Raw genomic sequence first — 12,214 nt, forward strand, 5'->3', positions numbered from 1 at the left:
ACCGCCTTCACACCTTTCCTGGAATTGCTCTATAGATGCGCGTTATGCAGGGATCGCGCTTTGCCTTTGGTCCGTTCGTGCTTGATCCGGGTGCGGGAACGCTCCTTCGGGACCAAGTTCCCGTCGCCGCCGGCCACCGCGGACTGCAGCTGCTGGCGGCGCTCGTCGCCCGGCCCGGCGAGATCGTGGCCAAGGCCGAGTTGATGGATGCGGCATGGCCAGGCACCGCCGTTGAGGAAGGCAACCTCACCGTCCAGATTGCGCAATTGCGCAAGCTGCTGGGTCCGGCCACGAACGGCGGAGAATGGATATCGACCGTTCCGCGCGTCGGCTATCGCTTCGCCGGCGCCATCGAACAGCTCGGCGACGAGAAGCGACAGGCTTTGCCGCTGCCCGCCAAACCGTCGATAGCCGTGCTGCCCTTTGCCAATTTCAGCAACGACCCCGAGCAGGAAGCCTTCGCCGACGGGTTGACCGAAGACCTGATCACCGACCTGTCGAGGATCGGCGGCCTGTTCGTCATCGCGCGCAACTCGACCTTTGCCTACAAGGGCAAGGCGGTGGATGTGCGCGAGGTCGCCAGGGAACTTGGCGTGCGCTATCTCTTGGAGGGCAGCGCCAGACGCGCCGCCGGGCGCGTGCGCATCAACGCCCAGCTGGTCGACGCGCTGAGCGGCGAGCATTTGTGGGCAGACCGCTTCGATCGCGGCCTGGAAGATATTTTTGCCGTTCAGGACGAGGTGACGGCCAAGATCGTCGAGGCGCTGCTTGGCCGGCTGCGCGCGCCGCTGCCGCGCAACCGGCCCCGAAATCTCGAGGCCTACGATCTGTGCGTGCGGGCCCGCAACCTGATCGACGTCTCGCCGGAGACGGCGCGCGAAGCGCATCTGTTGCTGACGCGCGCGCTTGCGCTCGATCCGGACTATGCCGAAGCCTATCGCTGGCTTGCCATGAACCACTGGATGGGATGGGTGCATTGGGGAGAGCCCATTGAGCCTGCCCGCGGCCTTGCCCTGGAACTGGCGCGCAAGGCTGTGGCGATCGATCCCAACGATGCCGGCTGCCACTGGGTGCTTGCCAACCTGCTTGCCTATGAGCGCAGATTCGACGAAGCGGATGTGGGATTTGCCAAGGCGTTCGAGCTCGACCCGAACGAGGCCGATGCCTGGGCGACATTGTCCGACATCGCGGTCCTGGCCGGGCGCGTCGAGGACGGCCTCGACTATATCGGCAAGGCGTTCCGGCTGAACCCGTTTCCGGCAAGCTGGTACTACCTGACGCTCGGCCAGGCGCAATATGCGGCGCGCGACTATGAAGCCGCCGTCGAGACGACGCGCCGGGACGAGACGTATCGGACAAGCTCGCGCCGTTTCCTTGCGGCAAGCCTTGCGCAACTCGGCCGGATCGATGAGGCGCGCGCCGAGGTCGACCTGTTCCTTGTCGCGAACCCACATTTCACCACCCGCCACTGGGTCGAGACGGAGCCGTTCCGCGACACTGCCACGCTCGACCATTTCGTCGATGGCTTCCGAAAGGCCGGCCTTCCGGAGTGACGGACCGGCGTGCTCGATCGATGCCAGGCACCGTCGATTGCGGATCACTCCTGCCAATCTTTGCACGTCGCGAGGCCGCTCGACCGATCTTGCTTCCGCGAGCAGTCATCCAACAGCGATTGCAGCGAAGCGGCGCGCGAAACCTCTGTCACGGTGAAGCCGGCTGGAACGGCCACGATCGATCCAGCCACGGGTGAGCGCTGGGTGGCGGCTGGCGACTGCCTGTTGCGCTCTCGTCTGCAATGCCGGCATCACGGTAGCCGTGGGCAATGATCGGCTTGCCTCGTTGAGCTTTCAGCGACGCGCTCCGACAACTCGCGATGATTTTTCTAGATGCCGGATGATTTTTCTAGATGCCGTTTGTCGAAGCATGATCTTTTCCGAAAACCGTTTCCCACTTTCTGGATCACGCTCTAGCGGCTTGCGTGATCGGAAGTCACGCGCACAACCTGATTATCTGAGCGCCCTTTAGCTTTCCTTGTTTGAGGTCGGCGGCGGGAGTAATAGTCGCCACGGAATGCGAGGAGGAAAAGATGACCCTGAACTTCGACCCGAAGGCGAAGGCCACGGCGCTTTACCATGGCGAATTCCGACCGATGTTCATTGGCGGCAAGTGGATCGCGGCGCAGTCCGGCCAGGGCATGCAGGCACTCAATCCGGCAACAGGCGAGGTGCTGGCGACAGTGCCGCGCGGCGGGGCTGCCGATATCGACTCGGCGGTGGCCGCCGCGCGCGCGGCCTTCGAAGGCCCATGGTCCAAATTCTCGCCCTACGAGCGGCAGTGCGTGCTGCTCAGGATCGCCGATCTGTTCGAGACGCATTGGGAAGAGCTCAGCGTTTCCGACACGCTCGATATGGGACTGCCGATCACGCGCACGCTCGCCAACCGGCGCCGCGTCATCGGCATGCTGCGCTTCTATGCCGGCATGGCGACGGCGCTGCATGGCGAGACGATCGACAATTCGATTCCCGGCGAGATCGTCACCTTCACCCGGCGCGAGCCGGTGGGCGTCGTTGGTGCGATCATTCCCTGGAACGCGCCGACCGCCGCCTCGATCTGGAAGATCGCGCCGGCGCTGGCGACAGGCTGCACCATCGTGCTGAAACCGTCCGAGGATGCGTCGCTGACGCCGCTGCTGATCGCGCAACTGATGCAGGAAGCCGGCGTGCCCGACGGCGTCGTCAACGTCGTCACCGGCACCGGGGCGGAAGCCGGTGCGCGGCTCGCCGAACATCCAGACGTCAACAAGATCGTTTTCACCGGTTCGACGCTGACCGGCCAGGCCATCGCGCGGGCAGCCGTGGCCAACCTCAAACGCGTTTCACTGGAGCTCGGCGGCAAGTCGCCGATCATCGTCTGCCGCGACGCCGACATCGACAAGGCTGTTCCGATCGCGGCGATGGCGGTGTTCGTGCATTCGGGCCAGATCTGCATTGCCGGCTCGCGGCTGTTCGTGGCGCGCGAAATCCATGACGAGTTCGTCCGCCGGCTCGCCGATTTCGCCGGCAGACTGCGAATCGGCCATGGCATCGAGGCAGAGACGGAAATCGGACCGCTCATCAATGCCAGGCAGGCAGCCAAGGTGGAGGGCTATATCAGGGCCGGCAGCGACGAAGGCGCCGAACTGGTCGCCGGTGGCTCGCGGCTGACCGGCGAGCTCTACGATGGCGGCAACTTCATTGCGCCGACGGTCTTCGGCGCCGTGTCGGACCAGATGACCATCGCGCGCGAGGAGATTTTCGGCCCGGTCATTTCGGCGATGCCCTTCGACACGCTCGACGAAGCGGTGGCGCGTGCCAATGCGACGCCCTATGGCCTGGCCGCCGGCATCTTCACGACACATCTGGGCACCGCGCACAAGCTTGCGCGCCGCGTCAAGGCCGGCTCGGTCTGGGTCAACATGTACCATGCCATCGACCCGGCGGTGCCGTTCGGCGGCATGAAGATGTCGGGTTATGGCCGCGAGGGCGGCATCGAGCATCTGCACGAGTATCTGGAGACCAAGTCGGTCTGGATCCAGACCGACTGATATTCGCGCGGCGTACTCTGCGAAATCACGATGAAACCACAACGGCCAGGACGGCGGCGCAGTCACCGGCTTTGACCAGGCCGGGGAAATGCCGCGCCGCCAGAATGCCGGACATTTTTGCCTTGATCTCCTGCGGAGCGATGCCGGTGCGGCCGGTGGAATGGATGCGCGCCAGCACCGAGCCTTCTTTCACAGGCTCGCCGAGATCGACCATGGTCTCGATCATGCCGTCGTCCTCGGCGAAGGAGAAACAATCGCCTGACGGCATGTCGAGCCACTGAGTTCTGCCCTTCTCGACCGCACCATCAACAATGCCGGCATAGCGCAGCACATTGCTGATGCCGCGCCGCGCGATCCGCACGGTCTGGGCACGCGAGGTGCCGCCCCCGCCAAGCTCGGTGCTGACGAAGACCTTGCCCATTTCCTCGGCCGCCGTGTCATACATGCCGACGGAGTCGATCTCGATCATGCGCATCGAGAACGGGGCCGAGAACGCGGCGACCGCGTCGAAGGCTTTCTGCTCCAGCGCCTTGTCGGGCACCGTGTGGGCGGCACAGAAGGGCACGAAATCCAGTGTCTTGCCACCGGAGTGGAAGTCGAAGACGAGGTCGGCGCGGGGCAGCAATTCGCGCTGGAAATAGTCGGCGATCTTTTCCGTCACCGTGCCGTCGGGACGGCCGGGAAAGCTGCGGTTCATATTGCCCTTGTCGATCGGCGATGTCCGGGTGCCGGCGCGAAAGGCCGGATAGTTCATCGCCGGCACGATGATCACCGTGCCGCTGACCTGTTTGGGATCGAGCGTGCGGGCGAGATCGTAGAGCGCCAGCGGCCCCTCATACTCGTCGCCATGATTGCCGCCGGTGAGCAGGGCAGTCGGCCCCTTGCCGTTGCGGATGACGCAGATCGGGATCATCACCGAGCCCCACGCCGAGTCGTCGCGGCTGTAGGGCAGGCGCAGGAAACCATGTTGCACGCCGTCCTTGTCGAAATCGACGGTCGGGGCGATCGGGGATGGGCGAAGGCTAGGCATCGGGCTCAATTCTTCACCACCAGTTTGCGCGGTACATTGGCGAGGCACTCTACACCGGTTTCGGTGATCAGGATGGATTCGGTGATTTCCAGTCCCATCGTCTCCAGCCACAGGCCGGTCATGAAATGGAAGGTCATGCCGGGCTTGAGTTCGGTGCGGTCGCCGGGGCGCAGGCTCATGGTGCGCTCGCCCCAATCCGGCGGATAGGACAGGCCGATCGAGTAGCCTGTGCGGTTGTCCTTGACGATGCCGTATTTCTTCAACACGGCGAAAAAAGCGTTGGCGATGTCCTCACAGGCATTGCCGGGCTTTGCCGCCGCAAGCCCCGCCTCCATGCCTTCCAGCGTCGCCTTCTCGGCATCTAGGAATTCCTGCGTCGGCTTGCCGAGAAAGACGGTGCGCGACAGCGGGCAATGGTAGCGGTTGTAGCAGCCGGCGATCTCGAAGAAGGTGCCCTCGCCCGACTTCATCGGCTGGTCGTCCCAGGTGAGATGCGGCGCCGAGGCGTCGGCGCCCGACGGTAGCAGCGGCACGATCGCCGGATAGTCGCCGCCGATGCCGTCGACGCCGCGCGTGCCGGCATCGTAGATCTCGGCGACCAGATCGCATTTGCGCATGCCGACCTGGATCTTGTCGACGATGCGCTGGTGCATGGCTTCAACGATGCGGGCCGCCTTGCGCATATAGTCGATTTCAGTCGGGCTCTTCACCGCGCGCTGCCAATTGACCAGCGCTGTCGCGTCGACGAAGCGGGCGTTGGGCAGGTGCTTCTGCAACGCGGCGAAGGCGGCAGCCGAGAACCAGTAATTGTCCATCTCGACGCCGATGGTCAGCTTGCCCCAGCCGCGATCACTGAGCACTCTGGCCAAAAAATCCATCGGGTGGCGCTCGGTCGACTGCACGTAGTGGTCGGCATAGCCGACGATGTTGTCATGCGCGAGATAGGCGGTGCGCTTGGCGCCATTGGCATCCTGGCCGCGACCGTACCAGACCGGCTCGCCCGATGGTGGCACGATCACCGCCTGATGCACATAGAACGACCAGCCATCATAGCCGGTCAGCCAGGCCATGTTGGATGGGTCGCTGATAACAAGCAGATCGACGCCTTTCCCCTCCATGGCTTTTCGCGTCTTGGCGAGGCGATCCGCAAATTCGCCACGCGAGAATTTTAGGTTCGGCTGCATTGTTCTTGGTCCTCGTTTGTTGGGCCTGGAGCCTGTTTCAACTTTGTTGGAAACAGGCTCGTCGTTCTTGTTTGAACGTGATCTCTGGGAAAAACCGGGTTCCACTTCCGGATCACGCTTTGGCCAGCATCAGCTTTCAAAAATGGTTCCGGCATTGGCCGCCCGCGCCCGGTTGCGAGCGAGCGTGGCGATCGCCGTATCCTGCACGCCGGTGCCGGTGAGGTCGGCGATGGTGATGTCGCTGGGTGAGCGCCTTCCGTGCCGTTCGCCGGCGATGATCTGGCCGAGTTCGGTGACCGCGGCATCGGCTCCCATCACGCCCGATGCGATGGCGTGATGCAGTTCTCCCAGACGCCGTGTCTGCTTGGCGCTGTCGGCGACATAGAGATCGGCCATGCGCAGGATCGCCGGCGCGATCTCGTTCTTGTGTTCGGCATCCGAGCCCATGGCGGTGATGTGCTGCCCGGCAACGACAAAGCCGGCCTTGATCAGCGGCTCGGTCGACGGCGTGGTGGTGACGATGATGTCGGCGCCGATGGTTGCTTTGGCTGCATCCGGCTCGGCGCGCACGAGAATGCCGAGCTTTTCGCGCAGCGCGCCTGCGGCCGTCTCCGCCTTGACCGCATCGCGCGCCCAGATACGTGCCTCGGCGATCGGCCGCACCAACATGAGCGCTTCGAGTTGCAGCCCGGCTTGCACGCCGGCGCCGAAGATTGCGGCGACGGACGAATCCGGCCGCGACAGATGCTTCGCCGCGACGGCGCCGGCAGCAGCGGTGCGGACATCTGTGAGATAGCCATTGTCGAGCAGCAGCGCCTCGACCACACCGGTTCTTGCCGAGAGCAACACCATCATGCCGCCCCCGCTGGGCAGACCGAGCTTCGGATTGTCGAAGAAGCCGGAGCTTATCTTAACGGCGAAACCGTCTATTCCTGGCACATAGGCGGACTTCACATCCACCTCGCCGCGCTGCTCGTGAATGTCCAACCGCAGAATCGGCGGCATCGCCACCGGCAATGTGGCGAGCGCGCGGAAAGCGTTTTCGACGCAGGCGACCGCGTCGAGATCGAGCGGCACGATTGTGCGCAGTTCCTTCTCGGTGAGGATGGTCATCGGACTCATGTGTCGCGCTCCGTACTAGCGCGCACCACGAAGGATAGTGTTCCGTCACACCCCCCTCTGGCCTGCCGGCCATCTCCCCCGCAAGGGGGGAGATTGGACTGCACTCCTGCCTTCGCCAATCTCCAGCGCAGCAAGAATAGCGACCGCATCGAAGCTGCCGATCTCCCCCCTTGCGGGGGAGATGTCCGGCAGGACAGAGGGGGGTGGGCGGGAATTCGGCGTGGGAGAGTTTTCATGCCGCGCGCTCCGCGATTGCGTCACCGCAGACGATCTTGCGATGCGTGTTCATGTCGATATTGCGGCCCGAGAGAAGAACGACCACCGGCCCGGTCGCCCTGACCTTGCGGGCGAGTAGCGCAGCGATGCCGACCGCACCGGCGCCTTCGACGATCTCGCGCTCTTGTTCATAGGCATGTCGGATGCCGGCGGCGATCTCGTCCTCGGTGAGCAGGATGACGTCGTCGAGCAGATCGCGGCACATGACGAAGGTCAGCCGGTTGTCGAGACCGATGCCGCCGCCGAGCGAATCCGCCAGTGTCGGCAGTTCTTCAACCTCGACCGGCCGGCCGGCGTCGAGGCTGGCCTTCATCGCAGCGCCACGTTCCATCGAAACGCCGATCACTTTTGTCCTGGGGCTAGTGCCTTTGATAGCTGCGGCGATGCCCGAGGCCAAGCCGCCACCGGAAAGCTGGACGAGGACGAGAGCGGCATCCGGGACCTGCTTGATCATCTCCAGTCCAAGCGTGCCCTGCCCAGCGATGATGGCCGGGTGGTCGAAGGGCGGCAGCATCACCAGTCCCTCCTGCGCCACCAGCCGTTCGACCTCCTGCTGCGCCTCGTCCTGACTGTTGCCGATGATGCGGACATCCGCGCCAAGCCGACGGATTTCGTCGAGCTTGTTGCCCGGCACCAGTCGCGACATGCAGATCACCGCACGCATGCCTTCGAGCTTCGCGGCATGGGCCAGCGCACGGCCATGATTGCCGGTCGACGCCGCGACCACGCCGCGCGCCTTCTCCTCGGCGCTCAGCGAAGCAACGGCATTCGAGGCGCCGCGCAGCTTGAAGCTGCCGGTGGTCTGGCGGTGTTCAAGCTTGAGGTGGACGGGGATGCCCAGTCGTTCGGAAAGGCTGTGAGATAACCCTGTCGGCGTGCGTTCGATTTTGCCGGCAATTCGCTCCCGGGCGGCACGAATATCGTTAAGGGTGACTGTCGTCATGATCGTCAATCGCGCGGCAAAGGCAGCGTCATCAGACGGCCAAATTCGGGATGCGACGTCCCGTCGCCACACAACCGCAAACAGTTCCAGGCGCTCGCCTGGTTGCTGGTGACGACCGGGCGAGCGATCGCCTGTTCCATGCCGGGAACCGCGAGCGCTCCGCGCAATGCGGTGCAGGACACGAACAGTGCGTCGGCCTCAGCGTGTGTCGCCTCTCGTGCGAGATCGACAATCGCTGCCGGCGCAATGCGCGCCATCTCGCGATCGTCCTCGAAGCCGAGACAGGTGAAGCTGACGATCTCGAAGCCGCGCTCGGCGAAATACGTCGCCATCGGCCTGGAGGTTTCGACGGTGTAAGGGGTGAGGATGCTGATCTTTTTCGCGCCCAGCGCCTGCAGCCCGCGCACGCCGGCCATCGGCGGCGTGACCACGGGAAAACCCGGCTTGGCAGACTGGATCGCGGCCTCGATCTCGGCGTCGCCAATCACCACCGAGGCCGAGGTGCAGGAGTAGCAGATCGCGTCGAGGTTTTCGTCGGGCAGGATCAGCGCGGCGCCCGCCGCCAGCTCCGGCTGCATCTTGCGAAGGTTTTCCGGCGTCGTCGGATTCTTGTAGGGAATGCGCGCGACATAGACGCCGATGCGCTCGCTCGCCACCATGCGGCGGAAATCCGGTTCGCTGGTGTGGTCGGTGGCAAGGATGATCAGGCCGACGCGCTTTTCCAGCGGACGCGCGTCGAGCGCCGGCCTTGTCGGCATCAGCCTGATCTCGGGCAGCGGTTTCATCACAGGACTACCTTTCGATCGTGCCGTAGCGATGTTCCAGCCAGCGCAGCAGCACGACCGAGAAGAGGCTGATGACGAGGAAGAAAGCGCCGACCAGCGTGATCGGTTCGATGTAGCGGTAGTAGGTGTTGGCGACGCTCTTGGCCTGGTTCATCAGCTCCAGCACGGTGATCGCCGATAGGAGCGGCGTCTCCTTGAACATGGCGATGAAATAGTTGGCCAGAGCCGGGATCATCGGTGGGATCGCTTGCGGAATGATGATGTTGGTCCAGGTCTGCGTGGCGCTCAGATTGCAGGCCTTGGCCGCCTCCCACTGGCCGCGCGGCACGTTGTCGATGCCGGCGCGATAGACTTCCGCCGTGTAGGTGCCGTAGTGCAGGCCGAGCCCGATGACGCCGGCGACCAAGGGCGGCAAAAGGATGCCGAAATCCGGCAGGACATAGAAGATGAAATAAAGTTGCACCAGAAGTGGCGTGCCGCGGATGAATTCGGCCGCCCAGCCGATGCTGCGTGACAGGACCTTGTTGGGCGAGCGTCGCGCCAGCGCGATGCCTAGACCCACAATCGCGGCCAGCACGGAGCCGAGCAGCGTTGCCAGGATGGTGATCTTCACGCCCTGGATCAGCGTCGGCAGGATCTCCCAGACGAAGTTCCAGTCCCAATCCATCAGGAAGCTCCGGCCATCAGACGCGCACCCCGTCGAGGCCGCGCGCCATGCGGCGTTCCAGAGAACGCACGCCCCAGGAGATGATCAGCGCCAGGGCGAAATAGATGATCAGGATGGTGGTGAACGGCGCCAGCGTGTTACCGGTCTGCGAGCGCACGACCTGCGCCTGAAAGGTGAGATCGGCGAGCGAGATCAGCGACACGACGGAGGTCGCCTTGAGCAGCTCGATGGCGTTGTTGCCGAAGGTCGGCAGCATGATCAGCAGCGCCTGCGGCAGGATGACATGGCGCATGCCTTGCCAGCGGCCGAGGTTGAGCGCGATGCAGGCCTCATATTGTTCGCGGCCGACCGACTGGATGGCGCCGCGTACCACCTCGGCCGCATAGGCGCCGACATTGAGGCCCAGCGCCAGCACACCCGCCTGCAGCGGGGTCAGTTCGAGGCCGATCAACGGCAACACGAAATAGGCAAAGAACAGCTGCACGAAGATCGAGGTGCCGCGGAAGAATTCTATATAGACGGTTGCCAGCCAGCGCAGAGCAAAGAAGCGCGACACGCGGCCCATGCCGGCGAGGAAGGCCATGATCAGGGCGAGCACCGACCCCATCAGCGTCAGCTCGATGGTGACAAGCGCTCCCTGCAATATCAGGCCGAGGTAGCCGGACCACTGGGTCATTCGGGTTCCAACGTTGGCGGTTAGCTTCCTTCTCCCCGTTCACGGAGAGAAGATGCCAGTCCACCCTCCGAAGCTGCAGCGCAGCTGCTGCGGAGGACGGGCAGGCAGATGAGGGGCAGCGCTAAATTCTCAGAACCTGGCGCCGCCCCTCATCCGGCCCTTCGGGCCACCTTCTCCCCGTGAACAGGGAGAAGGCAAAACGGCGCTATTTCGCCGCGCAGAGCTTGTCCCGCGTGGTCGACATCGCGGCTGCGGCCGAGAAGCCGTAGGGCTCGATGATCTTGGCGAACTCGCCGGATTTCTTCAGCTTGGCGAGCTCGACATCGAAGGCGTCGCGCAGGGCCTCATCGCCTTTCTTGAAGGCGGCGCCGTCGCAATAGACCGGCGCGCCGACCACCGGGGCGATGACTTCGAGGTTCGGATCGTTGGCTTTCTTGACGAGGTCGTTGATCGACAGGACGGGCAGCGAATAGGCGTCGATGCGGCCGTCCTGCAGCATCTTCAGGCCGCTCTGGCCGTCCGGCACGACGATGACGCGCTCGCGCGGCACGCCGGCGTTGAGCGCCAGCTTCTCCTCGGTGCCGCCACCGGGCGCGCCGATGGTGGCTGACGTGTCCTTGGCGACGTCCTCGTAGCTCTTGAAGCCCTTCGGATTGCCCTTCTTCACCAGCATCGCCTCGGCGTCGCACAGCACCGGCTCGGAATAGACGACCGCCGCGCAACGCTCCGGCTTCATGAACAGGCCGGCGGTGACGACGTCGAAGCGGCCGGCCTGCAGGCCGGGGATCATCGCGCCATATTCGGAGATCGAAGCGACGATGTCGGCAACACCGAGACGCTTGAAGACCTCGCGCGCCACGTCGGGCGCCGCACCCGAAACTTTGCCGTCGGCGGCGACCGCCGTATAGGGCGGCTCGTTGGCGATCGCGACGCGGGCAAAGCCCTGCGCCTTCAATTGCTCGAGCTTGCTGTCATCGGCCGAACCGGTGCTCGACGCGGCGAGCACCGCCGTCAGTGCGAGACCGGCGACGCCGGCCAGAATGCCAAGTTTCTTCATTGTTCCCAACTCCTTGTTGTCTTCTTGGTTTTGTCTGGGGCGGTCTTCCGCCCCGCAAAGCGGTCAGACACGATGTCCGGCTGCGATGATCTTCTTCAGGAAGCCTTGCGTGCGCTCCTGCTTTGGATGGCGGAAAATCTCGTCTGGTTTGCCCTCTTCGACGATCTTGCCGCGGTCGAAGAACAGCACGCGGTCGGCGAAGTCGTGGGCAAAGCCCATCTCGTGGGTGACCAGCAGCATGGTCATGTCGGTCTCTGCGGCGAGCTTGCGCATGACATTCATCACCTCCTCGACCAGCTCCGGATCGAGGGCCGACGTCACCTCGTCGAACAGCATGATCTTCGGCGACAATGCCAGCGCACGGGCAATCGCCACGCGCTGCTTCTGGCCGCCGGACAGCTGCGCCGGCATCGACTTCGCCTTGTCGGCCATGCCGACCATGTCGAGCAGTTCCATGGCCCGCTTTTCAGCGGCGGCGCGAGGCGTGCCCTTGGTCAGCATCGGCGCCAGCGTGACGTTATCCATGACGCATTTGTGCGGAAACAGATTGAACAGCTGGAAGACCATGCCGATCTTCTGCCGCATCTTGGTCAGGTGCCGCTCGTCGGCGGGCAGCAGCTGGCCGTTGCGCTCCATGTGATAGAGCTGCTCGCCATCGATCTGGATATGGCCGCCGTCGATCTTCTCCAGCGTCATCAGGATTCGCAGGATCGTCGTCTTGCCCGAGCCGGACGGGCCGATCAGCGCCAGCTTCTCGCCGGGCATGACCTGCATCGACAGGCCGTCCAGTACCTTGAACGAGCCGAAGCTCTTCGAAATGGCGTCGACCTTGATGATGGGTGAGGACAAATGAATTTCCCCTGCTGGAGAAGCCTGTGCCCTTAACGATGC

Annotated in this window: 11 protein-coding genes; 2 read left to right on the forward strand and 9 right to left on the reverse strand. The window is 64.0% G+C overall.

Going from position 1 to position 12,214, the window contains the following annotated elements; translation table 11 throughout:
• Positions 1–35 precede the first annotated feature (35 nt).
• Together NKI35_RS03825 and NKI35_RS03830 are read left to right on the forward strand one after the other, a co-directional pair.
• Complete coding sequence (locus tag NKI35_RS03825) at positions 36–1,553, forward strand: winged helix-turn-helix domain-containing tetratricopeptide repeat protein (protein ID WP_352562475.1); 1,518 nt, start codon at positions 36–38, stop codon at positions 1,551–1,553.
• Positions 1,554–2,086: 533 nt separating this feature from the next.
• A complete protein-coding gene (locus tag NKI35_RS03830) occupies positions 2,087–3,583 on the forward strand; it encodes an aldehyde dehydrogenase family protein (protein ID WP_352738645.1) in 1,497 nt (498 codons plus the stop codon).
• 25 nt (positions 3,584–3,608) lie between these two features.
• Here NKI35_RS03830 and doeB read toward each other — a convergent pair whose 3' ends face one another.
• From doeB to ehuA, 9 genes are all read right to left on the reverse strand, one after another.
• The gene (gene doeB / locus NKI35_RS03835) at positions 3,609–4,613 is read right to left on the reverse strand and encodes a N(2)-acetyl-L-2,4-diaminobutanoate deacetylase DoeB (protein WP_352738647.1); all 1,005 of its coding nucleotides are present in this window, start codon (positions 4,611–4,613) and stop codon (positions 3,609–3,611) included.
• 5 nt (positions 4,614–4,618) lie between these two features.
• Positions 4,619–5,797 (reverse strand): ectoine hydrolase DoeA, encoded by a 1,179-nt coding sequence (gene doeA, locus NKI35_RS03840; RefSeq protein WP_023818569.1) that lies wholly within the window; start codon positions 5,795–5,797, stop codon positions 4,619–4,621.
• 129 nt (positions 5,798–5,926) lie between these two features.
• Positions 5,927–6,919, reverse strand: coding sequence for a cyclodeaminase (locus NKI35_RS03845; protein ID WP_023749144.1), 993 nt, complete (start codon positions 6,917–6,919; stop codon positions 5,927–5,929).
• Between the two features lie 232 nt (positions 6,920–7,151).
• Positions 7,152–8,138, reverse strand: coding sequence for a hydroxyectoine utilization dehydratase EutB (eutB, locus tag NKI35_RS03850; protein WP_352738649.1), 987 nt, complete (start codon positions 8,136–8,138; stop codon positions 7,152–7,154).
• A gap of 5 nt (positions 8,139–8,143) precedes the next feature.
• Positions 8,144–8,923: an ectoine utilization protein EutA gene (eutA, locus tag NKI35_RS03855; protein WP_023818571.1), complete on the reverse strand. Its 780-nt coding sequence runs from the start codon at positions 8,921–8,923 to the stop codon at positions 8,144–8,146.
• A 7-nt stretch (positions 8,924–8,930) separates the two neighbouring features.
• Entirely contained in the window at positions 8,931–9,590 is a 660-nt protein-coding gene (ehuD, locus tag NKI35_RS03860) for an ectoine/hydroxyectoine ABC transporter permease subunit EhuD (protein ID WP_352738652.1), read from the reverse strand.
• Between the two features lie 16 nt (positions 9,591–9,606).
• On the reverse strand, positions 9,607–10,266 hold the full coding sequence (ehuC, locus tag NKI35_RS03865) for an ectoine/hydroxyectoine ABC transporter permease subunit EhuC (protein WP_023682673.1): 660 nt from the start codon (positions 10,264–10,266) through the stop codon (positions 9,607–9,609).
• Positions 10,267–10,471: 205 nt separating this feature from the next.
• On the reverse strand, positions 10,472–11,323 hold the full coding sequence (ehuB, locus tag NKI35_RS03870; RefSeq protein ID WP_023682674.1) for an ectoine/hydroxyectoine ABC transporter substrate-binding protein EhuB: 852 nt from the start codon (positions 11,321–11,323) through the stop codon (positions 10,472–10,474).
• Between the two features lie 63 nt (positions 11,324–11,386).
• Entirely contained in the window at positions 11,387–12,172 is a 786-nt protein-coding gene (gene ehuA, locus NKI35_RS03875) for an ectoine/hydroxyectoine ABC transporter ATP-binding protein EhuA (protein WP_023682675.1), read from the reverse strand.
• Positions 12,173–12,214: the final 42 nt, after the last annotated feature.

The organism is Mesorhizobium sp. M0676, assembly GCF_040320535.1.
Lineage (GTDB): Bacteria > Pseudomonadota > Alphaproteobacteria > Rhizobiales > Rhizobiaceae > Mesorhizobium.